This is a genomic window from Streptomyces sp. NPDC102259 (assembly GCF_044766465.1).
Taxonomy (GTDB): domain Bacteria; phylum Actinomycetota; class Actinomycetes; order Streptomycetales; family Streptomycetaceae; genus Streptomyces.
The window spans coordinates 52,592-78,428 of record NZ_JBIWMA010000003.1 but is presented as its reverse complement, the minus strand read 5'-3'; the positions used below and the strand labels follow the sequence as shown (position 1 = coordinate 78,428).

Here is a 25,837-nt window from a genome sequence, read left to right as displayed (position 1 = left end):
CTTGGTCCGCCGCCGCCCGGCCGTCCCCGGACTCGAAACCCCGGTTCCGGCGCTCCGGTCAGTCGGCGGCGTGAGCGGGCTCGGGGACCTGCCCGGTCCCTCCGGACCCGCCTTCGTCCTCCCGGCTCCCCACGACAGCCCCTGCAACTCCCTCACGGTCGTCGTCGTCCGCGTCGGGGCGTGCCGGCTGGTCCCTGAGTTCCGCGATGGCGGCCTCGAAGTCCTCCAGCGAGTCGAACGCCCGGTAGACGGAGGCGAATCGCAGATAGGCGACGAGGTCGAGTTCCTGCAACGGGCCGAGTATGGCCAGCCCCACGTCATGGGTGGTCAACTCGGCGCTTCCGGTGGCCCGCACCGCCTCCTCGACCCGCTGGCCGAGCTGAGCCAGAGCGTCCTCGGTGACAGGCCGCCCCTGGCATGCCTTACGCACGCCATTGATGACCTTGATACGGCTGAAGGGCTCGGTGACTCCGGACCGCTTCACCACCATGAGCGAGCACGTCTCCACGGTCGTGAAACGACGGGAGCAGTCAGGGCACTGGCGGCGCCTGCGGATCGACGTGCCGTCATCCGTCGTACGGCTGTCGACGACACGGCTGTCGGGGTGCCTGCAGAAGGGGCAGTGCATGAACTCCAACCCTCCTCAGAGCAGACTCAATAGCCTCGCCGGACCTCACGGGCCCCTCGAAGCAGCCCCAAGCATAGGGGATCCATGAGCATCCGAAGACACCAGGGACCACAACTTCTGGGCCGCTGGTGCAATCCAACCACTACATATGGGGGCTTGGCCCATACATCCAGGCTGTATCGCGTGTCGCGTCCGACGACCTCACCCCTCGCGATTCCATCGTCACGCCGAGCACCCGAAAACCACCCGTGCACGCGCGCGTGCACCTGTATCGGCGCGCCGGATACGGCGATACCGTGGGCGTCGCAGGGAGGAGTGGTGGGACTCTCGCGCAGAGCGGGGCCAATTCCCGGCCCGCGGAGCGCCGGATGGCAGACTGGGGCCGGCCCTCAACAAGGTCACCCGTCTCGGCGGTGAAGGGTACAACAATGAGCCCTTCCGCCTGCCGTGCGGCACGTTAGCCATACACCTAGACACATGATCAAGTCAGGCTATCCACGCTTTTTCACTCGAACGTGTGTTTGGCGCAACCTTTCGAAAGCAACTACCGTTGTCCAGCAGGGAGACAATCGAGAGGGGCCGACGTGACCACCACCGCAGACAGTGCCACCATCACTGCCCAGGACCGCTCCCAGGGCCGACTCGAGCCGGTGCATGCGATGAACGAAGCCATGAATCCCGAGGCACAAAAGCGCTCTCTGCCTGGGCGACCTCCAGGCATCCGCGCCGACAGCTCGGGACTCACCGACCGGCAGCGCCGAGTGATCGAGGTCATCAGGGACTCCGTACAGCGGCGCGGCTACCCGCCGTCCATGCGGGAGATCGGTCAGGCGGTCGGCCTGTCCAGCACGTCCTCGGTCGCCCACCAGCTGATGGCACTGGAACGGAAGGGCTTCCTGCGCCGGGACCCGCACCGGCCCCGCGCCTACGAGGTGCGAGGCTCCGACCAGGCCAGCTCCGTGCAGCCCACGGACACCGCCGGCAAGCCCGCCGCGTCGTACGTCCCGCTGGTCGGCCGCATCGCCGCCGGTGGCCCGATCCTCGCCGAGGAGTCGGTCGAGGACGTCTTCCCCCTCCCGAGGCAGCTGGTGGGCGACGGCGAGCTCTTCGTGCTGAAGGTCGTCGGTGACTCGATGATCGAGGCCGCGATCTGCGACGGTGACTGGGTCACCGTCCGCCGCCAGCCCGTCGCCGAGAACGGCGACATCGTGGCCGCGATGCTGGACGGCGAGGCCACCGTCAAGCGTTTCAAGCGCGAGGACGGCCATGTGTGGCTCCTCCCGCACAACTCGGCCTACGAGCCGATCCCGGGCGACGACGCGACCATCCTCGGCAAGGTGGTGGCCGTACTCCGCCGCATCTGAGTACGGCGGCGGACGGGACCCGTCTCCGTCCGCCCCCTGAAACTGGGCCCCGGGATCCCTGCGCCGGTTCCGGGGCCCTGCGCCGGTTCCGGGGCCCTGGCGCCGTGCCCGCTGAACCATGAAGGAGGGGGCCGTCCCGGCAGTGGGACGGCCCCCTCCTTCACTGTGCCTCCGCCTGCTTTGCCATCGCGTCGATCGCCGCGAGCGACTTGCGGACCTGATTGCGGTCCGTGGTGTACCAGAAGTCCGGCAGGGACGCCTTCAGATAACTCCCGTAGCGGGCCGTCGCCAGCCGCTGGTCCAGTACGGCGACCACACCGCGGTCCCCCGACGCCCGTACCAGTCGGCCCGCGCCCTGGGCCATCAGCAGCGCCGCGTGGGTGGCCGCGACGGCCATGAAGCCGTTGCCGCCGGCGTCCTCCACCGCCTTCTGGCGGGCGCTCATCAGAGGGTCGTCCGGGCGCGGGAACGGGATCTTGTCCATGACGACCAGCTGGCAGCTGGGCCCGGGGACGTCCACGCCCTGCCAGAGCGACAGGGTGCCGAAGAGGCATGTCTTCGGATCAGCCGCGAAGTTCTTGATCAGCTCACCCAGTGTCTCCTCGCCCTGGAGGAGGATCGGGAACTCGGGGACACGCGTGCGCAGTTCCTCGGCGGCGAGCTGCGCGGCCCGCATGGAGGAGAACAGTCCGAGCGTACGTCCGCCGGCCGATTGGATCAGCTCGGTCAGTTCGTCCAGCATGTCGCCGCGGTCGCCGTCCCGGGCGGGACGCGACAGGTGTTTGGCCACATAGAGGATGCCCTGCTTGGGGTAGTCGAAGGGCGACCCCACGTCGATGCCCTTCCACTGCGGGACGTCCTCACCCTCGGTGCCCTCCGGGGCCAGCCCCATCGAGGCACCCACACCGTTGAAGTCCCCGCCCAGTTTCAGGGTCGCCGAGGCCAGGGTCACGGAGCGGTCGGCGAAGAGCTTCTCCCGCAGCAGGCCCGACACGGACATGGGCGCGACGCGCACGGAGGCGCCGAAGCGGTCGTGCCGCTCGTACCAGACGACGTCGTACTCGGAGCCGTTGACGATCCGCTCCGCCACGTCGTGCACGCTCTCCACGGACGCGAGGGCCTGCTTGCGGACCGCGTCCTCGTCCTGGACGGACTTGTCGCGGGTCGCGCCGATGGCCGAGATGACGGTCCGCGCGGCGTCACGCAGTGCCATGAGGGCATAGCCGAGATCCTCCGGGACCTCCTCCAGACGGCCGGGCAGCGCCAGTTCCATGAGCCGCTCGAAGCCCTCGGCGGCGGTCTGGAGCTGGTCGGCGGCCTTTTCGTTGACCAGCTTCGCCGCCCGGCGTACGGCCCGGTTGACCTGGCCGGGAGTGAGCTCGCCGGTGGCCACACCGGTGACCCGCGAGACCAGCTCGTGCGCCTCGTCGACGATCAGCACCTCGTGCTGCGGAAGGACCGGCGCACCCTCGATGGCGTCGATGGCGAGCAGCGCGTGGTTGGTGACGACGACCTCGGCGAGCTTGGCGCGCTCGCGGGCCATCTCCGCGAAGCACTCGGCGCCGTAGGCGCACTTCGTGGCTCCCAGACACTCCCGGGAGGACACCGACACCTGCGCCCAGGCCCGGTCGGAGACACCGGGCGTGAGGTCGTCCCGGTCACCGGACTCGGTGTCGTCCGACCAGTCCCGCAGCCGGAGCAGGTCCTGGCCCAGCTTGCTGGTGGGTGCGGCCGCCTCGAACTGGTCGAAGAGGCCCTCTTCCTCGTCCTGCGGGACGCCTTCATGGAGTCGGTGCAGGCACAGGTAGTTCGACCTGCCCTTGAGCATCGCGAACTCCGGGCGGCGGCGCAGCAGCGGATGCAGCGCGTCGACCGTACGCGGCAGGTCGCGCTCCACGAGCTGGCGCTGCAGGGCCAGCGTGGCGGTCGCGATCACGACGCGCTCCCCGTGCGCGAGTGCGGGCACGAGGTAGCCGAGCGACTTGCCGGTGCCGGTGCCGGCCTGGACCAGCAGATGGGATCCGTCGTCGATCGCCTCGGCGACGGCTTCGGCCATGGTCACCTGGCCGGGGCGCTCCGTGCCGCCGACAGCGGTGACGGCAGCGTGCAGGAGTTCGGGGAGTGAGGGCTTCGTCATAGCGCGACCACCCTACGGCGCGGCACTGACAAACGTGTGGTCAAGGCGGACGACAGGGAATGGATCAAGACTGTGGATTTCTCGGTGGGGGTGGGAACGCCGGACTTCCGCGGGACCGGGAACTGACGGGCCGCGTGAGGCGTTCGAGATGTGACGGTGCGATTACACAGCGTCATGACAGATCGCACGGGACCCGGTCCCGGACCATGAGGGCGGCCCGCTTGGTGGGCAGATCGGCCTCTGCGAGAAAACGGAAACCCGCGCTCAGGAAGGTGGCGATGGACGCAGTGTTGCGAAGGTCGGGCTCGGCGACGACACGGGCACAGGCGGGCCTCCTGTCGAGGACCAGGTCGGCGACGGCTCTGAGCAGACGGCTCCCCAGGCCTCGCCCGCGGTCGGCGTCACCGCCGATGAGCAGATGGATACCGGTGTCGTGCGGTCGGGCCGGATAGTGGCATGCCAGCGGGTCGAGGTCCGCCCGGTAGATCTCCCAGTAGCTCATGGGCCGGCCCTCCAGCACTCCGAGGCAGGGGACGCTGCGCCCGTCGTCGGCGAGTTGGCGACGCAGGTGTCGCGCCGTCATGGACCAGGGTCCCGCCAGTTCCCAGAACGCCGCGACGGCGGGGTCGTTCATCCACCGGCCGACGAGGCAGAGGTCCCTCTCGACCTGTACGGGGACCAGGTGGAACATACCTGCCGGGGTGGCGGTGGGCCCCCAGGAGCCGACGCGGTCGAGCAGGTCGGAGGCGGCGCAAGGGGTACGGCTGTCGGCGGCTGTCTCGACGGGAGCCACGGCAGCTCCTCTCAGCAGGTCGGGTGGGGCATGTTCACCGGAGAAAGGCAGGGGTGGGTGGCCGATGGGGCGACGGTTCAGGAGCACAGGGGGTTGGCGATGGTGGCGTAGACGGACTGCGTGTCCACGGGGCCGACGAGTTCGTCGAGGCCGTGCAACCGGGTCAGCAGATTGGCCTTGCAGCGCAGGCGGGGCGAGTCGAGCAGCCGGGCGGGCAGCGAACCGCTCAGCCGGCGGGGGCCTGAGGCGGCGTCGGTGAGAAACCGCCGGAAGGCGGCGAGCAGCAGTCGCTCGTCGGCGAGCCGCTGCGACCCGAACGCGCCGATGAGTCCCAGCACGTTGTTGATGCCCAGGTAGTAGGCGAAGCGCTCGTCGGCGACGTCGTCGGACACGAAGGTGTCGCTGCGTTCGCCGATACCGGGCAGCTGGGCTTCGAGTTCCGCGCGGCTGGACTCGCGGAAGTAGTAGCCCTGATTGTCACGGTAGCGACCGCCGGCGGGCCAGCCGTCGGGGTCCAGGAGGAGGAGGGTGTTCTGCTGATGCGCCTCCAGGGCGATCCCCGCCTGCCCGTCGAGCCACAGGACGGGACGGACGACCTGCTCCAGGTAGCGCAGGAACCACTCGGCGGCGACAGCCGACGGCGGACGGCCTGTCCGCGCGGCGAGGCGCCCGACGATGGCGGTCAGCCGGGAGCGGTGGGCGGAAGCCGCATCCGGCCGGGGCGCGACGAGACCGGCTACGCAGGAGACGTCGTCCGCCGGAGCGAACGGGTTGTGCCGGATCATCACGTCGAGGCCCGTCAGCGGGAGGCCGTCGGCACCGTCGACCGCGAGCCAGGCCGGATCCCGGACGATGTCGAAGTCCGGGTGGGCCGCCTGCCACTGCTTGGCCACCCCCGCGCGGAGCAGGCGGTGCACCTCGACACCACGGTGGAGTTCTTTGCGGAGGTTCTCACGACGGGAGTTGGTGATGCGCAGCCCCAGCGACAGTTTGAGCATCACGGGGGATCCGGGCCGGTGGACGGTGCGTACCGAGGAGGTCGGATGCCACAAAGGTCCATGGACGCCCAGGTACTGGAGAAGTCCGGCGTCGAACAGGGCCTCGACCTCGGGACGGTGCCGCGCCTCACGCAATTGCCATGGGTGGATCGGCAACGCGGCGAACCCGGTCGGCAACGGCAGCCCGGAGCCGCCGAGTCGGGCCGTCAGCCGGGCGGCGGGGACGGGACGGCCGCCTTCGGTCCAGGCGGAGTCGGTGGCGACCACGGAAGGAGCGACAGCGAGCCAGCGAAGGGGGAAGGAGCCACGCGACTCCGGCGAGTACAGGCCCGCTTCGCCGTCCGAGAGGCCTTCCCGGCTCTTCGGCGTCGGGTGCATCGGGTGCCCGAGCAACAGCGCCTGTTCGGCGGTCAGGAACAGGTCGGATTCGTCGCCGGGGCGCTCCCGGCGCTCGCCGATGAACACCGCGGTACGGCGGACGGAGTCGGCGACGCGGGCGACGAGGTCGGACCCCTCGCCGCCCCTCGTCTTCACGGGCGCGGGACAGGGCGTCCGCTCGGCAGCGGAGGCGCGTTCCACCGAGAGGGCGCCCGTGTCGACCGCCGTCGCGGCTTCGGCGGATCCGTCGGACGGGCCACCGTTCCGGAGCGTCTCGCGGACCAACAGGGCCGCGACCGTGACGGCGTCGACGGGCGGTGACTGTTCGGGTGCGTCGGCCAGGCGCGGAAGGCCGAAGCGGTGCCAGCCGGTCGGGGACCAGTAGGGGACGGGGACGAGCAAGGTGATGCCGCTGGCGGGCAGCGGCACGCGGAGGACGCCGTCATCGGGTGCCGGCAAGCCCGTCTCGCGCACCCAGCAGCGCAGCAGGTTCTCCACGGCAGCCGCGTCGGCCGCCGTGTACGGATCGGGATGGTCCAGGAGATCGGCGGCGCGGCTCGGCGGCGTCATGGGGACGGCGTCTCCCTGTTGATGGGGGACGGGGGACGTGAGGGAGGTGGACTGATGGGAAGAGGTGGTCAAGGTCGTTCCTCGTGAAGTCGTGGGTCGGCCGCGAGCAGGCCGTGGGGACCAGGCCGTGGGGGGCAGGCGGTGGCGTCGAGTTCGCGCGCTCGCGGGTCGTGGGCGTCGCGCACCGACCGAGAGGTCCTTACCGGTACCGCCGACGCCCGTGCTCGCGGTCGCGTGGATGCGCCGGCGGTTGCCGGGGCTACCCCGCCCACTCGGCAGGGCCACCTTGCCGTCGGTCCGTACCGGGCGGCAGACCCGGCCGACTCTGGCTCCGGGGCTGGGCCTGGGACTCGGACTGGGGCTCGGGCTGGTGATCGGGGTGAGGCTGACGGGTCGGCTGATCGGGCACCCTGCGGCTCGCGCCGCGGCTGTGGCTGCGGGACACGGCCGCCATCGCGTCCGCCAGTCGGTCGAGTACCGCGGCGGCCTGCTCGTCGGTGATCGTCAAGGGCGGCAACAGCCGTACGACGCTGGCGTGGCGGCCACCGAGTTCGACGATCAGGCCCCGCCGCAGGCACTCCCGCCGGACGGCGGCGGCCAGCGCGGGGGCGGCGGGGTAGGGAGCGGGCCCGGGAGCCGAGGGCAGCATCGGGCGGGGCGTCACGTCATTGGCATGGACGGCGCCGGCCGACCCGCCGGGCTCGTCACCGGCCTGCGCGACGGCCTGTGGAGCGCCGAGCGCGCCGGGCCCGCATTCCGCTTCGGGGTCCACCATCTCGACCCCGATCATCAGCCCGCGCCCCCGCACGTCTCCCATGCACGGGAAGTCCTGGGCGAGGCGGCGGAGTCGGCCCAACAGGTGGGCTCCCAGGGCGGCCGCGCGTTCGGCGAGGCGGTTCTCTCGGACGTAGGCGAGGGTTGCCGTGCCGGCGGCCATGGCGAGCTGGTTGCCGCGAAACGTGCCCGCGTGGGCGCCGGGTCGCCAGACGTCCAGGGCGTCACGGTAGACGATGACGGCGAGCGGCAGGCTGCCTCCGATGGCCTTGGACAGGACCATCACATCGGGGACGACCCCGCTGTGCTCCACCGCCCAGAAGGCGCCGGTCCGGCCCACGCCGGTCTGGACCTCGTCGGCGATCAGCGGGATCGAGCGTTCGGCCGTGATCTGCCGCATACGCCGCATCCACCCGTCCGGCGCGGGAATCACACCGCCCTCGCCCTGGACCGGTTCGAGGATCATCCCGGCGGGGTGCCGTACCCCCGACTTGGGATCGTCGAGGACGGACTCGGTCCAGCGGGCGGCCAGTTCGGCGCCGTGCTCGCCGCCGACGCCGAACGGACAGCGGTAGTCCTGCGGATAGGGCAGTCGCGCCACCCGCACGTCGAAGGCGCCCCCGGAGGCTTCGAGCGATCCGGCGGTCATCCCGTGGTAGGCACCGGTGAAGGCCAGGACACCGGTGCGGCCGGTGGCGGCCCGGACCAGCTTGAGGGCGGCCTCCACGGCGTCCGTACCTGCCGGTCCGCAGAACTGCACGCGCGCGTGGTCGGCGAGACCGGGCGGCAGCGTCCGGAACAGTTCGGTGATGAAGGCGTCCTTGACCGGGGTGGCCAGGTCGAGGACGTGCAGGGGCGCCCCCGAGTCGAGGACCTTGCGGATGGCCTCCAGCACGACGGGATGGTTGTGGCCCAGTGCGAGCGTTCCGGCGCCCGAGAGACAGTCCAGGTAGCGACGGCCGTCCGCGCCCTCGATGGTCAGCCCGCGTGCCCGTACCGGCACGATCGGCAGGGCACGGGCGTAGGTGCGCGCGGCGGACTCACGAGCCGACTGACGCCGCAGGATCCCCTCGTGCGCGGGCCGGCCGCCCGTCCCGCTCCCCGCCGCGGCGGCCGTATCGGCGACGAGGGCTCCCGCGACGGAAGACTCGGCGCCAGGAGCTCCGTCGGGGCGAGTCGCGGTGGTACGCCCCGAGGGGGCCTCCTCGGGTACTGGCTCGGTCACGGCCACGCCTCCTCTGTCCTCCCGCCGGTCGAAGGGCGAGCACACACAGCAGTTCCCACCGCTACCAACACCGGACAGCCGTACTGGTTACGGGTCGTGACGAGAATGACCGTGCCCGCGCCGACGCCTGTGCACCCCACGTCGCCCGTTGCGATCCCCCCTTGTCGGGTCCCGTCGGTGGTCTGTGGCGGAACAGTTGCCATTCGGTCGGGAGTCCTCCGCGGCGACCGCATATCGTGTGGTGGCATCACACATGGCCGTGAGACCCGCTTGAACTCGGTGTGAGATCACCATGAGTTCCACTGCGCGGGGACCGGCCGGTACTTCAAGTTCGTTGACAGCAGGGGGAGTCAGATCATGCGATCCATACGGCCGTCGTTCACCGCTCGGCGGGGGAGGAACGCGCGCCGCGGAATCTCCCCCGTACTGGGCGCCGTGGCCCTCGCCTCGGTGCTCGCGCTCACCGCGACCGCCTGTGATTCCGGCGACACCGACGCGGGCAGCAAGACCGACGCGACGGCGTCGACCGGCAGCGACGGCAAGATCACGATCCCGGACGACATCAAGGACAGGCTCAAAGAGCACGGGATCGACCTCGACAAGTGGAAGAACGGCGCCTGGAAGAACTGGGACCGGGACGACTGGCTGCGTGAGGCGCAGGACTATGTCAACCCGATCATCGAGGGGCTGTGGGACCCGGACCGGATGCGAGAGGCCGAGGACCCGGACCGCAGCGTCGACGAGAACGATCTCTCCGGTGACCAGGGCGTGACCGACGCGACGCCGCAGGCGGTGGACGCGAAGGCCGTTTCCCCCTCGTACCACGAGAACGCCGCCGAGGCGGGCAAGGTGTTCTTCGACTCTCCCGAGGGCACGATGGTCTGCTCGGCGACGGTCGTGAAGGACCCGGCTCACCCCGGGAAGTCCAACCTGGTGTGGACGGCCGGCCACTGCGTGCACGCCGGCAAGGGGGGCGGCTGGTACCGCAACATCGCGTTCGTGCCGTCGTACAACGACTCGGGCATGTCGGCCGAGCAGTTGGAGACGGCCACCAAGGAGCAGGCGGCTCCGTACGGGGTCTGGTGGGGCGACTGGACGAAGACGTCCGACCAGTGGATCGCGCAGGGCGGGCAGACCGGCGGCGACGGCGCCTCGTACGACTACGCCGTCATCCATGTGACGCCGGAGGAGGGCGGTACGGGCAAGTCCCTGGAGGAGACGGTCGGTTCGGCGCTCCCGGTGAACTTCAACGCCCCGGCGGTGCCGAAGGTGAGCAGCATCACCGCGACCGGCTACCCGGCGGCGGCGCCGTACGACGGGCAGAAGCTCTACCAGTGCCAGGACAAGCCGGGGCGGTTCTCGCTGAGCTCCTCGGATCCGACGATGTACCGCATCGGCTGCACGATGACCGGTGGGTCGTCGGGCGGCGGCTGGGTCGCGGCGGGGTCGGACGGGAAGCCCTCGCTGGTGTCCAACACCTCGATCGGCCCGGTGAACGCGGGTTGGCTCGCGGGGCCGCGGCTGGGTGCCGTGGCCAAGGGCGTGTACGACTCGGTGAGCGACAAGTTCGCCGGTCAGTAGCTTGATCGGCGGTGGGACGCCTGTCGGGAACCTTCACCGTCCCACCGCTGTTCGTCCCGAATTCCACGGGCATAGTGGGGTGTTGCCTGCGGGCGAGCGCCGCGTCGACTCGGCGATTCACCTGTCAGGCGCATGACATTCCAGGTCGTCTCGCACGTTCGACGATCCACCCGCTTCACGTTCGCCCGCTTCACGTTCACCCGATTCACCGACACCCGCTCCACCTACACACGCTTCAACGGGGGACCTCGCACCATGCGTTCCACACGTACGCCCGTCGCGCGCCCACACGGCCGACGGCGCACCCTGCTCGCGGCCGGGCTCGTCACCGCACTGGCTCTGACGACCGCCGCGTGCAACGGCTCCGACGACGCCGAAGCCGGTGCCACCGCCTCCGGGACGGCCGCCGGCTCCGGCTCCGGCTCTGGTGACAGCAAGGTCCGGGTCCCGGCCGGCGTCGCCGACAAGCTCGCGAAGCACGGCGTCGACGTCGACAAGTGGGCCGACGGCGGCTGGCAGGACTGGGACAAGGACAAGTGGCTCAGCGCGGCCAAGGACTTCGTCAATCCGGTGATCGAGGGGCTGTGGAAGCCCGAGCGGATGCAGTCCGCGAAGGAGGCGAACAAGACCGTCACCACGAAGGACGCCGCCGCCGACCAGAGCGCCGGCGATCCGGATCCGACGGCCGTGAAGGCGGAGGCCGAGAAGACGCCGTACCACGAGAACGCGGCCCCGGTCGGCAAGGTCTTCTTCGACTCGCCCGAGGGCGCGATGGTCTGCTCCGGCACGGTCGTCAAGGACGTGAACCACCCCGGCAAGTCCAACCTCGTCTGGACGGCCGGGCACTGTGTGCACGCCGGCGGCGACGGTGGCTGGTACCGCAACCTCGTCTTCGTCCCCGCCTACAACGACCTCGGCAAGTCCGAGGCGCAGCTCGGTGACGCCACTGCCTCGGAGATCGCCCCCTACGGCAACTGGTGGGCCGACTGGGCGTCGACGTCGAACGAGTGGATCGCCGGCGGCTCGGACACGGGCGGCGCGGGAGCCGCGTACGACTACGCCGTGCTGCACGTGACGCCGGAGCAGGGCTCCAAGTCGCTGGAGGAGACGGTCGGCGGGGCACTGGACGTGGACTTCTCCGCGCCGTCCGCGACCGAGGTCGCCGCGATGGGCGCCTGGGGCTACCCGGCGGCCCCGCCCTACAACGGGCTGAAGATGTTCAAGTGCCTCGACCGGCCCGGGCGGTTCTCACTCGACCCCTCGCTGCCGGCGATGTACCGCATCGGCTGCACGATGACGGGCGGTTCGTCCGGCGGCGGCTGGTTCCGGGTGGTGGACGGCAGGACCGAACTGGTCTCCAACACCTCGATCGGCCCGGCCGACAACAGCTGGCTGGCCGGGCCCCAGCTCGGCCCGGAGGCCGAGGCGCTCTACGAGAACATGAGCAAGACGTACGGCGGTCAGTGAGCCGAGCACGCCGAAGGCCCGCCCCTGCGGCAAGCGGGGGCGGGCCTTCGGGCGTTCAGCGGGCCGCGAGGGCTCAGGCGAGCTGAGCCGGTACGTACGGCGCGAGGTCCGCCGCCAGCTCCTCGTGCACCCGCACCTTCAGCAGGGTGCCCTCCGCCGTGTGCTCCGCGGAGATCACCTCGCCCTCGGTGTGGGCGCGGGCGACCAGGCCGCCGTGGGTATACGGCACGAGCGCCTCCACCTCGACCGACGGCCGCGGCAGCTCGTTGTCGATCAGCGCGAGCAGCTCGTCGATGCCCTGGCCGGTACGGGCCGAGACCGCGATGGAGCGCTTCTCGATCCGCATCAGCCGCTGGAGCGTCAGCGGGTCGGCCGCGTCCGCCTTGTTGATCACGACGATCTCGGGCACGCCGGTGGCGCCGACGTCGCGGACCACCTCGCGTACGGCGGCCAGCTGCTCCTCCGGATTCGGGTGCGAGCCGTCCACCACGTGCAGGATCAGGTCGGCCTCGCCGACCTCCTCCATGGTGGAGCGGAACGCCTCGACCAGGTGGTGCGGCAGGTGCCGGACGAAGCCGACCGTGTCGGCCAGCGTGTACAGGCGACCGCTCGGCGTCTCCGCCCGGCGCACGGTCGGGTCCAGGGTCGCGAACAGGGAGTTCTCGACCAGGACGCCCGCGCCCGTGAGGCGGTTGAGCAGCGACGACTTGCCGGCGTTGGTGTAGCCCGCGATGGCGACGGACGGCACCTTGTGGCGCTTGCGCTCCTGGCGCTTGATCTCGCGGCCGGTCTTCATGTCCGCGATCTCCCGGCGCATCTTCGCCATCTTCTCGCGGATCCGGCGCCGGTCCGTCTCGATCTTGGTCTCACCGGGGCCACGGGTGGCGAGGCCGCCGCCCTTGCCGCCGCCCATCTGCCGGGACAGCGACTGACCCCAGCCGCGCAGCCTCGGCAGCATGTACTGCATCTGCGCGAGCGCGACCTGCGCCTTGCCCTCTCGGGACTTGGCGTGCTGGGCGAAGATGTCCAGGATCAGGGCCGTGCGGTCGATGACCTTGACCTTGACGACGTCCTCGAGCTGGATCAGCTGGCCCGGGCTGAGCTCACCGTCGCAGATGACGGTGTCCGCGCCCGTCTCGAGCACGAGGTCGCGCAGCTCCTGGGCCTTGCCGGAGCCGATGTAGGTGGCCGCGTCGGGCTTGTCACGGCGCTGGATGACGCCGTCGAGCACCAGCGCGCCGGCCGTCTCCGCGAGGGCGGCCAGCTCCGCGAGGGAGTTGTCCGCGTCCTGTGCGGTTCCCGTGGTCCAGACGCCGACGAGTACGACCCGCTCCAGGCGGAGCTGTCGGTACTCGACCTCGGTGACGTCCTCGAGTTCGGTGGAGAGGCCCGCCACGCGCCGCAGGGCCGCGCGCTCGGAGCGGTCGAGCTGGTCGCCGTCCCGGTCTCCGTCGATCTCGTGGCTCCAGGCGACGTCCTCTTCCATCAGGGCATCGGCCCGGAGACCTTCGGGGTAGGCGTGCGCAACGCGCTGGGTGTCCTGGGAAGGGGAAGAAGAGGAGGTCATTGGGTCCTTACGTCGTTGGATGCCGGTACAGCGGCCTTCATGAGGGTCAACGCGCGAGCACTCTGGGAGATTCCCGTGTCCCGCGCCGCACCGACCTCACGATGGTCGCACGGTACGGCCCGTCTCGTCACGGCCTTATTTCGCGGTCCGCCGAGCCGGCGGGGCGACCTTCGGCGCGGCCTTCGGTTCGCCCTTGGCGACCGGTGCCGCCGGCTTCCAGTCCGGGTGGCCGGGCATCGGCGGGGTCTTCTCGCCGTACAGCCAGTCCTTGAAGAACCGGGCCAGATCGCGTCCGGAGATCTCCTGGGCGAGGCGCTCGAAGTCGGCCGTGGTCGCCGTGGAGTCCCGGTGGTTGTGGACCCACGCCCGCTCCAGGTGCTCGAACGCGGTCCGGCCGATCTCCTGACGCAGGGCGTAGAGGACGAGGGCCGCGCCGTCGTAGACGTTGGGCCGGAAGATGCTGATCTTCTGGCCGGGGTTGGGGGCCTTGGGCTGTGCCGGCGGGCCGCCCGTGGAGCGCCAGCGGTCGGAGGCGCCGTACGCCGCCTTCATCCGCGCCTCCAGGGTGCGTCCCGCCTTCTCCTCGGCGTACAGCGCCTCGTACCAGGTGGCGTGTCCCTCGTTCAGCCACAGGTCGGACCAGGTGCGCGGGCTGACGCTGTCGCCGAACCACTGGTGGGACAGCTCGTGCACCATGATCGACTCGACGTACCACTTGGGGTAGCCGGGCTCGGTGAAGAGGTCCCTCTCGAAGAGGGAGAGGGTCTGCGTCTCGAGTTCGAACCCGGTGGAGGCCTCGGCCATGAGCAGGCCGTACGTCTCGAAGGGATAGGGGCCGACCTTGCCCTCCATCCAGGCGATCTGGTCGGGGGTCTTCTTCAGCCACGGTTCGAGGAGTTCTCGGTCCTTGGTGGGCACGACATCCCGTACGGGCAGGGCGTGCGGCCCCTCACGGTGCACGACCGTGGAACGGCCGATGGACACCTGGGCGAGCTCGGTGGCCATGGGGTGCTGGGTGCGGTAGGTCCAGGTGGTGGCCTTCTCGGCCCGCTCGACCCCGGTCGGCAGCCCGCCCGCGACGGCCGTGTAGCCGTTGGGAGCGGTGATCCGGACGGTGAACATCGCCTTGTCGGACGGGTGGTCGTTGCACGGGAAGACCAGGTGCGCGGCGTCCGCCTGGTTGGCCATGGCGAGGCCGTCCGCGGTCCGTACCCAGCCGCCGTCCCGGCCGTCGGTGCTCACGGGGTCGCTGGTGTGCCGCACGGTGATCCGCATCCAGCTGCCTGCCGGCAGCGAGTCCTCCGGGGTGACCACCAGGTCGTCGCCGGCGCTGCTGAAGGTCGCGGGCGCGCCGTCGACCTCGACGGATTCGACCTTGCCCTGGGCGAAGTCGAGGTTGATCCGGTCCAGGGCGGTGGTGGTCCAGGCGTCGATGGTGGTGATCGCCTGGAGGGGCTTGGTGTTGGTGCCCGAATACGAGAAGGCCAAGTCGTACGAGGCGACGTCGTACCCCGGGTTGCCCAGGTACGGGAACAGACGGTCGCCGACGCCGAGCGGGACCGCCCGGGCGCTCGCGGCGACGAGGCAGACGGAGACGGCCGAGGCGAGGAGCGCGGATTTCAGCCGGGCGCGAGGGGTGAGCAGCATGCACCACCGCTACCAGCGCGCACGTCCGTCGCGTCGGCGACGCGCGCCCGGCCCACTCGAACGGGTTGCGCACGCGCGTGTGCCTGACGCCCGGGAGGACACCTGCGCGACGCGCCTTCGCTCCACGCGCGCGTGGAGGTCGGCGCGGCGCACGCACGTGGGCGCGTGGACACCTGCTACGTCGGCTCCGGGGATGCGGGTGCGTGATGCTGCGCGCGGCCCACGTCGTAGACCCCGGGCACGTTCCGCATGGCGCGCATGAGGGTGGGCAGGTGGCCGGCGTCCGGGAGTTGCACGGTGTACGTGTGGCGCACCCGCTGCTGGCTCGGTGGCTCGACGGTCGCGGCGACGATCTCGGCGCCCTCCAGTGCCATGGCCTCGGTGAGGTCGGCGAGCAGATGGGGGCGGCCGAACGATTCGGCGACCAGGGTGACCCGGCATCCGGTGGTGTCGCCCCAGCGCACGTCGACCTCTTCGCGGCCCGCGTCCGCCATGCGCGCCACTGCGGAACATTCGGCGCGGTGCACGGTCACCACTCCCCCGCGGACCGCGAAGCCGGTGACCTCGTCGAGGGGCACGGGCGTGCAGCACCCGGCGAGCCGGACGCTCGCGTCGGGCCGGCCGACGACGGTGATCGCGGCGCCGGGCCGTGATGCGGGGGCGTCCGGTGTGGCCGTGTCGGCGGCGGAACGGGCGGTCGCCTCGGCGGCCTTGGCGGTCCCGGAGTCCTCCGCGCTCTCCGCGCCCTCGTGCTCGGCCGGGGCGGGGTGCGTCGCCAGCCACCGCTGGATGGCGATGCGGGCGGCGGGGGTGTGGGCGTGCTCCAGCCACTCCCTGGAGGGCTCCGAGGCGGGGTCCTGGCCCATGAGGAGCTGGACGGTGTCGCCGTCCCGCAGGACGGTGCTGAGGGTCGCCAGACGGCCGTTCACCCGGGCGCCGATGCAGGCGTGGGCGTCCTCGCCGTACTGCTCGTACGCGGCGTCGACGCAGGTGGCTCCCTCGGGCAGGCCGAGCGTGCCGCCGTCGGGGCGGTAGACGGTGATCTCGCGGTCCTGGGCGAGGTCCTCGCGCAGGGTGGACCAGAAGGTGTCGGGGTCGGGCGCGGCTTCCTGCCAGTCCAGGAGGCGGGAGAGCCAGCCGGGCCGGGTCGGGTCGACGCGTTCCTCGTCCGCGGGGACCCTCCCCCGGGCCTGCTCCTCCGCGGGAGCCGTGTAGGGATTGCCGAGGGCGATGACGCCGGCCTCGGCGACCTTGTGCATCTGGTGGGTGCGGATGAGGACTTCGGCGACCTGGCCGTCCTCGCGGGCGACGGCGGTGTGCAGGGACTGGTACAGGTTGAACTTGGGAACGGCGATGAAGTCCTTGAACTCCGAGACGACCGGCGTCATACAGGTGTGCAGTTCGCCCAGGACGGCGTAACAGTCGGCGTCCTCGTTCACCAGCACCAGCAGCCGGCCGAAGTCGGCGCCCCGCATCCGGCCGCGCTTGCGGGACGCGCGGTGCACGGAGACGAAGTGCCTTGGCCGGATGAGGACTTCGGCCTGGATGTCGGCGTCGCGCAGGACCGTGCGCATCGCCTCGGCGAACTCCGCGAGGGGGTCGTCCGCGCGGGAGGCGTTGTCGACGATCAGTTCGCGGGTGTGCTCGTACTCCTCGGGGTGCAGGATCGCGAAGACGAGGTCTTCCAGCTCGGTCTTGAGGGCCTGGACACCCAGGCGTTCTGCGAGCGGGATGAGGACGTCGCGGGTGACCTTGGCGATGCGTTCCTGCTTCTCGGGGCGCATCACGCCGAGGGTGCGCATGTTGTGCAGCCGGTCCGCGAGTTTGATCGACATCACGCGGACGTCGTTGCCGGTGGCGACGAGCATCTTGCGGAAGGTCTCGGGCTCGGCGGCCGCGCCGTAGTCGACCTTCTCCAGCTTCGTGACGCCGTCTACGAGATAGCGCACCTCGGCGCCGAACTCCTCGCCGACCTGATCGAGCGTCACATCGGTGTCCTCGACGGTGTCGTGGAGCAGCGAGGCCGTCAGGGCCGTGGTCTCCGCGCCGAGTTCGGCGAGGATCAGGGTCACGGCGAGCGGGTGGGTGATGTAGGGCTCGCCGCTCTTGCGCATCTGGCCGCGGTGCGAGGACTCGGCGAGCACATAAGCGCGGTGCAACGGTTCCAGGTCGGCGTCGGGGTGGTGGGCGCGATGGGCCTCGACCACATGGCCGATCGCGTCGGGCAGCCGGCCGCGGGAGGCCGGGCCGAGCAGCGCGGCCCGGCCCAGGCGCCGCAGGTCGATCCGGGGGCGACTGCGCCTGCGGGGCGCTGAAGGCACTACCGGGCCTGGGGTCGCGGGATTCGTGGCCTCCGCACTCATGGGCACCTCCGGCTGCGTGGACCGGCGGACGGGGTGTCCCAGGGCGGACACGGCTCAGGGGACTGGCGAACGGTTCCCCGTCCGGGCCGGTGCTTGATGCTACCGAGCCCATCACGCGCGACTGACCGCCTCTCGCCGAGCGTGAAACGGATCACCCATTCGAGCGAAGGGTCAGGGGTTTACGATTTTGAGCCGCCTGACTCGATCTCGATCGTGAATTCGAGCCCGCGACCGGACCCCGGGGTGCGACCCCCAGGGTCGTCGGGCCGGTCCCGCCTCCGATGCCAAGCCTCGACGGAATCAGCGGGCGACTGTTTCCAGCCACCCCGGATCGATCTCGCCTGTGGCGACGATCACTGCGGGCCCGGTCATCTCGATCTCGCCGTCGGGCCGCTCGGTGATCACCAGACGTCCACCGGGGACGTCCACGACGTATGTCGCCGGCACACCGGTGACCGCCGGGTCGGCGCCGTCCCGGCGCGCGGCCGCCACGGCGACGGCGCACGCGCCCGTGCCGCACGAGCGGGTCTCGCCGGATCCGCGCTCGTGCACGCGCAGGGCGACGTGCCGCGGGCCGCGGTCCACGACGAACTCGACGTTGACCCCGTCCGGGTAGGCCGAGGCGGGACTGAACGGCGGCGGGGCGAGGAGATCGCCCGCGTGCGCGAGGTCCGCCACGAAGGCGACGGCGTGCGGGTTGCCCATGTTCACGTTCCGCGCGGGCCAGCTGTGCTCGCCGACTCTCACCGTGACATCCCCTTCGGGGAGGCGGGCCCTGCCCATGCCGACGGTGACGTCGCCCTCCTTGTCGAGGTGCACACGCTTCACGCCCCCGCGCGTGGCGACCGCGAGGTCGCCCTCGGTGACGAGACCGGCGTGCTGGAGGTAGCGCGCGAACACCCGGACGCCGTTGCCGCACATCTCCGCGACGGAGCCGTCGCCGTTGCGGTAGTCCATGAACCACTCCGCCTCGGCCGCCATGTCCTTCGCCTCGGGGTGCGCGGCGGACCGCACGACGTGCAGCAGCCCGTCACCGCCGATGCCCGCGCGGCGGTCGCACAGGGCGGCCACGGCGGTCGGGGGGAGGTCGATGGCGTTCTCGGGGTCCGGGACGATCACGAAGTCGTTCTCGGTGCCGTGCCCCTTGAGGAAGGCGATCCGCGTGCTCATTCCTCGATCGTACGGGGTGGGTAGGACACCCCGTCCCGGGCGGCGACGCCGGTGAGCTCCACGCGCGCGTGGAGCTCAGCGCAGCCGGGCGACCCGCCCCACGGCCAGAGCCACCACCGCGGCGACCATCACGACGTACGCGAGGACGACCCGCCAGTCGGGACGGCGACCGGAGCCGCGCTGCGGCAGACCGGGCCACGTGTAACCCACGCGGCGCGCGGCCGTCATTCCCCAGCCGGCCGCACAGGAGCAGATCAGCAGCCCGAGCATGGCGATCATGGCGCCGCTGTCACCGAAGTCGAACGCGAGCGGGAAGGCGAACATCAGGGAGCCGACCGCGGCCAGCGCCACGATGGGCGCCAGCTGCCAGATCTGGAGCCGTCGCTGCGGGCGCAGCTCGACCTCGACCTCGGGGCCGCCCGCGAACATCTCCTCGGGCTCGGGCCCGTCGTCGCTCACGCCGTCCCGGGTGTCGTCCTCGTCCGGCCCGTCGGGGCTCAGACGGACTTCCTCGGGCTCCGGTTCACCACGCTCGGTGGTGAGGTGCTCGGTGCCTTTTGCGGTGTCGCGAGGGCCGGCCTCCATCGCCACGCGCCCTCCCAACTCGGACTCCACTTGGTCGATCGAAGCTCGATGATGGCACGGCGTCGGATGCCCGGATGACGGCCTGGGCGTCCCGATGCCATGACGTGATCAGGCTGTGACCGGTCGTTCCACCAACGCCAACGCGAGCTCCGGAAGTTCTGTGAGGTCAGCAGCGGCCCCACTCAACCAGTGCACCCGCGGGTCGCGCCTGAACCACGAATCCTGACGGCGCGCGAAGCGCTTGGTGGCACGGACCGTTTCGGCGCGCGCCTCATCCTGTGTGCACTCGCCGGTCAGGGCGGTGAGGACCTGCTGGTAGCCGAGCGCGCGCGAGGCAGTGCGCCCCACTCGCAGGCCCCGCGCCTCCAGCGCGCGGACCTCGTCCACGAGCCCCGCGTCCCACATCCGGTCGACGCGGCGGGCGATCCGCTCGTCGAGTTCGGGGCGCGCCACGTCGACCCCGATCTGGACGGTGTCGTAGACCGAGTCGTGACCTGGCAGGTTGGCCGTGAACGGCTTGCCGGTGATCTCGATCACCTCGAGGGCCCGGACGATACGGCGGCCGTTGCCGGGCAGGATGGCGTGCGCGGCCTCGGGGTCGGCGGCGGCCAGCCGGGCGTGCAGCGCGCCAGAGCCGCGCAGCGTGAGCTCCTCCTCCAGCCGGGCCCGGACCTCGGGGTCGGTGCCGGGGAACTCCAGGTTGTCGACGGCGCCCCGGACGTACAGCCCCGAGCCGCCGACGAGAATCGGCCAACGACCCTCGGCGAGCAGGGTGTCGATCCTTTCGCGGGCCAGCCGCTGGTACTCGGCGACGGAGGCGGTTTCCGTCACGTCCCAGACGTCCAGGAGGTGGTGCGGGACGCCACCGCGCTCATCGGGCGTCAGTTTGGCGGTGCCGATGTCCATCCCTCGGTAGAGCTGCATGGAGTCGGCGTTGACGACCTCGCCGCCGAGCCGTTGGGCCAGGAATACGCCCAGATCGGACTTTCCGGCCGCGGTCGGTCCGACGACGGCGATGACGCGGGGGGCGGGGGGTGCGCTGCTCACGGCACCAGTCTCGCAAACCCCGGCCCCCGCCCTCGAACGAGTTACGTGACGGCGCCGGTCCGACGTCGTTGCCCGTTGCGAGATTCCCGTCTCCCTTCACGGGGGCGGTGACCCCGGTGACGCAAACGGACGTACCGGCCAACGCGGGATTTCGCCCGCACGAGTACCGTATGGAGTGGTTATGGGCGTATTGGCGCGAATTTTTCGGAGGTCGAGGACGACGGAGGAGGCGACGGCGGAGGCGGCGGGCGCCGCCGACGCGTCGGCCGGTACGCCGGCGGACGGCGTCGAGGCGGAGCGGACGGTCGAGCCGACGTCGGCGCGGGAGCCGGCCGGGACCGAGGAGGCCGAAGGCGCCGTCGAGCCGGAGCCGGTGAAGACGAAGGAACTCGACCCCGTCGCCGCTACCGACGGGGTCGAGATTCCTCGGCAGCAGTCCGCCGAAGAGGCGGCCGACAGCGAAGCGGGCGAAGGCGCTCGTGCGTGACGGAACCCGCGAGGAAGGTGCCCCATGGGTCTTTTGGACAATTTGAAGGCCAGGCTCTCCCCGGCCAAGGGCAAGGTCTCGGGCCTCGCGCAACAGCACGGGGACAAGGTCCAACACGGTCTCGACAAGGCCGCGAAGGTCGTCGACGAGAAGACCAAGGGCAAGTACAGCGACAGGATCCAGTCGGGCACCGGTAAGGCCAAGGGCGCCATGGACCGGCTCGCGCACAAGGACGAACCCGCCGGGGGCGGCGACACCTTCACCCCGCCGAACACTCCCCCGCCGGCCTCCTGAGCGGCACCTCACACGGGCCCATCGATCGGCGGACGGCCGCGCGGCGGAGACGCTCGCGGCCGTCCGCCGTTTCACCGGCAGCGCCGCTCCCCGGGGCCGCACGACGTCGCCGTCCGGCCGCCTGCGACCCGCACGCCCCCAGAGGCCCCCTACGCCACCTGCGCCCCTACGACCAGGCCGCGACCACGTATCCCACCCCGTAGGGCGCGTCCTCGTAGAGCAGCGCGCCCGTCAGTCCGGCGCCCTCGGCCGCGCCCGCCAGCACCTGCCAGGGCGCCCGGCCCGAGGCCTTGAGCTCGTACGCCAGGTCGGCGTCCAGCGCCTTGAGGGCCGCGAGGTCCGCCGTGCCGAGCGCCCGCGCGGCCTCGGCGTCGAACGGCGCCGCGCGCTCGTCGAGATAGCCCGGCGCCTTCAGCGTCCGGCAAGCGCTGGCGTCGCCCATCACCAGCAGCGCGACCCGCTCCGCCGCCGCGCCGATGCCCCGGCCGATTTCGACGCACCGCTCGGCCGCGAGCGGTTCCCCGACGCCGAGCCCCTCGACGGCGGCGGCCGACCACCCCGTCCGTTCGAGCAGCCAGGCGGCGACGGCGAGCGACGGCGGCAGCTCGCGTGCGGACGGCGGGTCCCCGCCGCCCCGGCCCAGCCGTACGGCGAGATCCACCCCGAAGCCGGAGAACGAACCCCGTCCGCCCTCCGGGTGCGGGCCACGCCCGGACTCCTCGGCCGGCCCGACGACCACGAGCCGATCCGGCCGGGCGGCGGCCAGCACGGCCAGCGCGTCCGAGCAGGCGGCTCGCGCGGCATCCAGCTCGGCAGCGGCGCCCGCGGCGACCTCGGGCACCAGCAGGGGCGGACAGGGGCAGACTGCGGCGGCGACAAGCATGATCGGCAGGGTAACCCCGTACAAGGGCCACGGGGCTACCGACCAGGCGTCGCGCCGGCTGTCAGTCGCAGCCGCAGCCGCTGCCCGCGGCCACCGGCAGCGGCGCGGGCACGCCGATCTTGGGCAGGCCGAGCAGGACGCCGGCCGGCTTCGCCGCCTTCTCGGCGGTGCGCTTCTCCCAGGCGTCCCCCGCGCGCGTGCGGCGCACGTCCAGGACGGGGCCCTCGGCCAGAAGGTGGTGCGGAGCGGCGTACGTCACCTCGACGGTCACGACGTCGCCGGGGCGCACCTCCTGCTCCGGCTTGGTGAAGTGGACCAGGCGGTTGTCAGCGGCGCGGCCGGAGAGGCGGTGGGTGGCGCCGTCCTTGCGGCCCTCCCCCTCGGCCACCATCAGCTCGAGGGTGCGACCGACCTGCTTCTTGTTCTCCTCCCAGGAGATCTCCTCCTGGAGGGCGACGAGACGCTCGTAGCGCGCCTGCACGACCTCCTTGGGGATCTGGTTCTCCATGGTCGCGGCCGGGGTGCCGGGGCGCTTGGAGTACTGGAAGGTGAACGCCTGCGTGAAACGGGCCTCGCGGACCGCGTGCAGGGTCTGCTCGAAGTCCTCCTCGGTCTCGCCGGGGAAGCCCACGATGATGTCGGTGGTGATCGCCGCGTGCGGGATGGCCGCGCGCACCTTCTCGATGATCCCCAGGTAACGCTCCTGCCGGTAGGACCGGCGCATCGCCTTCAGGACCGTGTCCGAGCCGGACTGGAGGGGCATGTGCAGCTGCGGCATCACGTTGGGCGTCTCGGCCATCGCCGCGATGACGTCGTCGGTGAAGTCGCGCGGGTGCGGGGAGGTGAAGCGGACGCGCTCCAGGCCCTCGATCGCGCCGCACGCGCGGAGCAGCTTGCTGAAGGCCTCGCGGTCGCCGATGTCGGAGCCGTAGGCGTTGACGTTCTGGCCGAGCAGGGTGATCTCGGAGACGCCCTCACCGACCAGCGCCTCGATCTCGGCGAGGATGTCGCCGGTGCGGCGGTCCTTCTCCTTGCCGCGCAGGGCCGGGACGATGCAGAAGGTGCAGGTGTTGTTGCAGCCGACGGAGATCGACACCCACGCCGCGTAGGCGCTCTCGCGCCGCGTCGGCAAGGTGGACGGGAACGCTTCGAGCGACTCGGCGATCTCCACCTGGGCCTCTTCCTGGACGCGTGCGCGTTCCAGCAGGACCGGGAGCTTGCCGATGTTGTGCGTGCCGAAGACGACGTCCACCCAGGGCGCCTTCTTGACGATGGTGTCGCGGTCCTTCTGGGCGAGACAGCCGCCGACCGCGATCTGCATCCCGGGCCGGCTCGCCTTCCTCGGCGCGAGCCGGCCGAGGTTGCCGTAGAGGCGGTTGTCGGCGTTCTCGCGCACCGCGCAGGTGTTGAAGACGACGACGTCGGCGTCGCCGTCGGACCCCTCGGGGGCGCGTACATACCCGGCTTCTTCGAGCAGCCCGGACAATCGCTCGGAGTCATGGACGTTCATCTGGCACCCATAGGTGCGGATCTCGTAGCTCTTGGGTGTGTGAACGTCCACTGCGAGGCTCCGGTCGCTGCTGCTGGTCATGGCTCAAGGGTAGGCGCTCCCCGAGGAACGCCCGTCGGTCCTCCGTTCTCACGACCCGCGGACCGGCGGGACCGGGGCCGGAGATCGCGCGGCCACGACCGGGACGGGCGTCAGGGGTCGATGAGGCCCGCGCGGATCGCGTAGCGGGTGAGCTCGAGACGGTCGCGCATGCCGAGTTTGTGCAGGAGGTTGGCGCGGTGGCGTTCCACCGTCTTGGCGCTGATGAACAGCAGCGCGCCGATCTCCCTGGAGGTGTGCCCCTCGGCGACGAGCTTGAGGATCTCCTCCTCGCGCTCGGTGATGGGCCGCGCGGGCAGCCCGTCGACACCGTCGCCGCGGTGCAGCCGCTCCAGGTACGAACGGACCAGGGCCCGCTCCGCGCCCGGATAGATGAACGGCTCGTCCCGCACCACCGCCCGGCACGCCTCGACCAGGTCCCGGTCGGCGACCGACTTCAGGACGTACCCGCCGGCTCCGGCCTTGAGCGCCTCGAAGAAGTACTGCTCGTTGTCGTACATGGTCAGGATGAGGATGCGCAGGGCCGGGAGGCGGCGGGACAGTTCACGGGCCGCCTGGAGACCGGTCATCCGGGGCATGGCCACGTCGAGGACGGCCAGGTCGATGTCCCCGGCCCGGGCGCGATCGACCGCCTCGGCGCCGTCCCCGGCCTCGGCGACCACCGTCAGATCGGGCTCGCCGTCCAGGATGAGCCGTACCCCCCGGCGTACGAGGGTGTGGTCGTCGGCGAGCAGGACGCGGGTCGGAGAGGTCGCGGACCCGGGTGCGGCCGGTGCCGTGCCGTCCGCCATCAGCGGCCTCCGACCGGTGCCGTGCCGTCCACCATCAGCGGCCTCCGACCGGGGCCGTCGCGTCCGCGTCCCGGCCGGCACTCGCCGCCGCCCGTAGCCGTATGCCCGTTCCGCCGTCGCCGTCCGCCCTCGACGACACCGTGAGGGTCGCGCCGATCAACAGGGCCCGCTCCCGCATCCCCCGGATCCCGGCGCCCTCCCCGGCCGTCGCGCCCAGACCCCTGCCGTTGTCCTGTACGAGGAGCTCGACCCCGTCGGCGACAGGGTGGAGGCGGAGCTCGGCGCGGTCGGCGCCGGAGTGCCGGGCGGTGTTGGTGAGGGCCTCCTGGGCCACGCGGTAGAGCACGAGTTCCGTCTCCTCGGTCAGCAGGGGCAGACCGGCGCGAAGGTCGTGGCGCACCGTCAGTCCATGGGTGGTGAACTCGCCCGCGAGCGAGCGCAGGGCGCTGAGCAGTCCGAGTTCGTCGAGGACTCCGGGGCGCAGCCGACGGGCGATGCGGCGGATCTCGTCGAGGCCGGCGCGGGTGGCCTCCTGCGCCAGGCCGATTTCCTCGCGCAGGTCGCGCGGGGCCCGGTCGGCGACGCGTTTGAGCTGGAGCAGCACGGCGGTGAGGGTCTGGCCGACCTCGTCGTGGAGTTCGCGGGCGATGCGGTGACGCTCGCGTTCCTGGGCGGACAGCGCCCCGGCCGCGCTGGCGGCGCGCTCGGCCTCCAGCCGGTCCAGCATGGCGTTGTACGTCGTGATCAGCTCGGCCGTCTCGACCGGTCCCGCGACCACGGCACGGGCCCCGGGGTGCAGCAGGTCGGCGGCGGCCATGGCCCGTCCCAGCCGCCCCAGCGGGGCCAGTCCGACGCGCAGCACCACCACGTTGACGGTCAGCAGCGCGGCCAGTCCCGCGACCACGACGAGCACCTCGCCCGGCAGTATGGGCGTGGAGACGGTGACCGGGCCCAGCAGCAGTGCGGCCGCGACGACCAGGCCGACTGCGTCGAGCACGAAGATCCGCCAGAACAGCGACATGTGCGCGGCTCCTCCTCGCCCGACTCCGCTGACTCGCCCGACTCCGTGAAGTCGCCTGACTCCGCAGACTCGCCTGGCTCGTCCGCCTCGCTTATCTGGTTGGTCTCGTTGGTCTCGTGCAGGTCGTGCCGCTCTTTCCGCCCCTCCCGCCGCTCCGGCCGCTCCCGCCCCTCCCGCCGCTCCGGCCCCTCTGGCCCCTCCGGGCTTTCCGGGTCTTGCAGGCCTTGCGGGCCTTGCGGGCCTTCCGGTTTCCGGCTCCTGTCGGCTCCCGGGGCGATACCGGCCGCTTCTCCATGGCACCGCCGTGACCAGCCTCTCCGCCCACCGTCGGCCCTGTCCATCCGTCACGACACCCATGTCGTCACCGTACGTGTGGATGGCAGCATGGCGGTTTTGGGCACCCGTCCCAGACGTCCCAGGAACGACCACGAAACGCCCAGCAAACGACCAGCAAGGGG

At 71.4% G+C, this 25,837-nt stretch carries 20 protein-coding genes; 5 read left to right on the top strand and 15 right to left on the bottom strand.

Features of this window, described 5'->3' with window-relative positions; genetic code table 11:
• Positions 1-58: 58 nt before the first annotated feature.
• Positions 59-628, bottom strand: a complete 570-nt coding sequence (gene nrdR / locus ACIRPU_RS09060; protein WP_403863767.1) for a transcriptional regulator NrdR — start codon at positions 626-628, stop codon at positions 59-61.
• Positions 629-1,212: 584 nt separating this feature from the next.
• Between nrdR and lexA the strand changes: the two genes are divergently transcribed.
• Positions 1,213-1,992, top strand: a complete 780-nt coding sequence (lexA, locus tag ACIRPU_RS09055; protein WP_355703466.1) for a transcriptional repressor LexA — start codon at positions 1,213-1,215, stop codon at positions 1,990-1,992.
• 160 nt (positions 1,993-2,152) lie between these two features.
• On the opposite strand, the gene ACIRPU_RS09050 is transcribed toward lexA, so the two are convergent.
• The 4 genes from ACIRPU_RS09050 to ACIRPU_RS09035 form a co-directional block, all read right to left on the bottom strand.
• Positions 2,153-4,129 carry an ATP-dependent DNA helicase gene (locus ACIRPU_RS09050; protein ID WP_403863764.1) on the bottom strand — a complete coding sequence of 659 codons (1,977 nt, stop codon included), beginning with the start codon at positions 4,127-4,129 and terminating at the stop codon, positions 2,153-2,155.
• A 172-nt stretch (positions 4,130-4,301) separates the two neighbouring features.
• Positions 4,302-5,105 carry a GNAT family N-acetyltransferase gene (locus ACIRPU_RS09045; protein ID WP_403865040.1) on the bottom strand — a complete coding sequence of 268 codons (804 nt, stop codon included), beginning with the start codon at positions 5,103-5,105 and terminating at the stop codon, positions 4,302-4,304.
• Complete coding sequence (locus ACIRPU_RS09040; protein WP_403863761.1) at positions 5,000-6,868, bottom strand: IucA/IucC family protein; 1,869 nt, start codon at positions 6,866-6,868, stop codon at positions 5,000-5,002. The genes ACIRPU_RS09045 and ACIRPU_RS09040 overlap by 106 nt, the downstream gene beginning before the upstream one ends.
• A gap of 259 nt (positions 6,869-7,127) precedes the next feature.
• Positions 7,128-8,873: a diaminobutyrate--2-oxoglutarate transaminase family protein gene (locus ACIRPU_RS09035; protein ID WP_403863758.1), complete on the bottom strand. Its 1,746-nt coding sequence runs from the start codon at positions 8,871-8,873 to the stop codon at positions 7,128-7,130.
• Between the two features lie 351 nt (positions 8,874-9,224).
• Here ACIRPU_RS09035 and ACIRPU_RS09030 point away from each other — a divergent pair, with 351 nt between their 5' ends.
• Positions 9,225-10,448 (top strand): trypsin-like serine peptidase, encoded by a 1,224-nt coding sequence (locus ACIRPU_RS09030; protein ID WP_403863755.1) that lies wholly within the window; start codon positions 9,225-9,227, stop codon positions 10,446-10,448.
• Positions 10,449-10,703: 255 nt separating this feature from the next.
• Positions 10,704-11,915, top strand: coding sequence for a trypsin-like serine peptidase (locus ACIRPU_RS09025; RefSeq protein ID WP_403863752.1), 1,212 nt, complete (start codon positions 10,704-10,706; stop codon positions 11,913-11,915).
• Between the two features lie 73 nt (positions 11,916-11,988).
• Here the strand turns inward: ACIRPU_RS09025 and hflX are convergent, their stop codons facing one another.
• The 6 genes from hflX to miaA all read right to left on the bottom strand — a co-directional run bounded on the left by hflX (position 11,989) and on the right by miaA (position 20,294).
• Positions 11,989-13,482, bottom strand: coding sequence for a GTPase HflX (hflX, locus tag ACIRPU_RS09020; protein ID WP_403863749.1), 1,494 nt, complete (start codon positions 13,480-13,482; stop codon positions 11,989-11,991).
• A gap of 135 nt (positions 13,483-13,617) precedes the next feature.
• Positions 13,618-15,129, bottom strand: coding sequence for a M1 family metallopeptidase (locus ACIRPU_RS09015; protein ID WP_403863746.1), 1,512 nt, complete (start codon positions 15,127-15,129; stop codon positions 13,618-13,620).
• A 176-nt stretch (positions 15,130-15,305) separates the two neighbouring features.
• A complete protein-coding gene (locus ACIRPU_RS09010) occupies positions 15,306-17,492 on the bottom strand; it encodes a RelA/SpoT family protein (protein WP_403863743.1) in 2,187 nt (728 codons plus the stop codon).
• Positions 17,493-17,792: 300 nt separating this feature from the next.
• Positions 17,793-18,662, bottom strand: a complete 870-nt coding sequence (dapF, locus tag ACIRPU_RS09005) for a diaminopimelate epimerase (protein WP_403863740.1) — start codon at positions 18,660-18,662, stop codon at positions 17,793-17,795.
• 75 nt (positions 18,663-18,737) lie between these two features.
• Positions 18,738-19,247 (bottom strand): hypothetical protein, encoded by a 510-nt coding sequence (locus ACIRPU_RS09000; RefSeq protein ID WP_403865037.1) that lies wholly within the window; start codon positions 19,245-19,247, stop codon positions 18,738-18,740.
• Positions 19,248-19,355: 108 nt separating this feature from the next.
• Complete coding sequence (gene miaA, locus ACIRPU_RS08995) at positions 19,356-20,294, bottom strand: tRNA (adenosine(37)-N6)-dimethylallyltransferase MiaA (RefSeq protein WP_355703475.1); 939 nt, start codon at positions 20,292-20,294, stop codon at positions 19,356-19,358.
• Between the two features lie 181 nt (positions 20,295-20,475).
• Between miaA and ACIRPU_RS08990 the strand changes: the two genes are divergently transcribed.
• The gene (locus tag ACIRPU_RS08990) at positions 20,476-20,781 is read left to right on the top strand and encodes a hypothetical protein (RefSeq protein WP_403863737.1); all 306 of its coding nucleotides are present in this window, start codon (positions 20,476-20,478) and stop codon (positions 20,779-20,781) included.
• Between the two features lie 24 nt (positions 20,782-20,805).
• A complete protein-coding gene (locus tag ACIRPU_RS08985) occupies positions 20,806-21,075 on the top strand; it encodes an antitoxin (protein ID WP_355703477.1) in 270 nt (89 codons plus the stop codon).
• Positions 21,076-21,241: 166 nt separating this feature from the next.
• Here the strand turns inward: ACIRPU_RS08985 and ACIRPU_RS08980 are convergent, their stop codons facing one another.
• The 4 genes from ACIRPU_RS08980 to ACIRPU_RS08965 all read right to left on the bottom strand — a co-directional run bounded on the left by ACIRPU_RS08980 (position 21,242) and on the right by ACIRPU_RS08965 (position 25,379).
• Positions 21,242-21,958: a class III extradiol dioxygenase subunit B-like domain-containing protein gene (locus ACIRPU_RS08980; RefSeq protein WP_403863734.1), complete on the bottom strand. Its 717-nt coding sequence runs from the start codon at positions 21,956-21,958 to the stop codon at positions 21,242-21,244.
• Positions 21,959-22,019: 61 nt separating this feature from the next.
• On the bottom strand, positions 22,020-23,549 hold the full coding sequence (miaB, locus tag ACIRPU_RS08975) for a tRNA (N6-isopentenyl adenosine(37)-C2)-methylthiotransferase MiaB (RefSeq protein WP_403863731.1): 1,530 nt from the start codon (positions 23,547-23,549) through the stop codon (positions 22,020-22,022).
• A 110-nt stretch (positions 23,550-23,659) separates the two neighbouring features.
• Positions 23,660-24,358, bottom strand: a complete 699-nt coding sequence (locus ACIRPU_RS08970) for a response regulator (RefSeq protein WP_403863728.1) — start codon at positions 24,356-24,358, stop codon at positions 23,660-23,662.
• Between the two features lie 34 nt (positions 24,359-24,392).
• Positions 24,393-25,379, bottom strand: a complete 987-nt coding sequence (locus tag ACIRPU_RS08965; RefSeq protein WP_403863725.1) for a sensor histidine kinase — start codon at positions 25,377-25,379, stop codon at positions 24,393-24,395.
• Positions 25,380-25,837 lie beyond the last annotated feature (458 nt).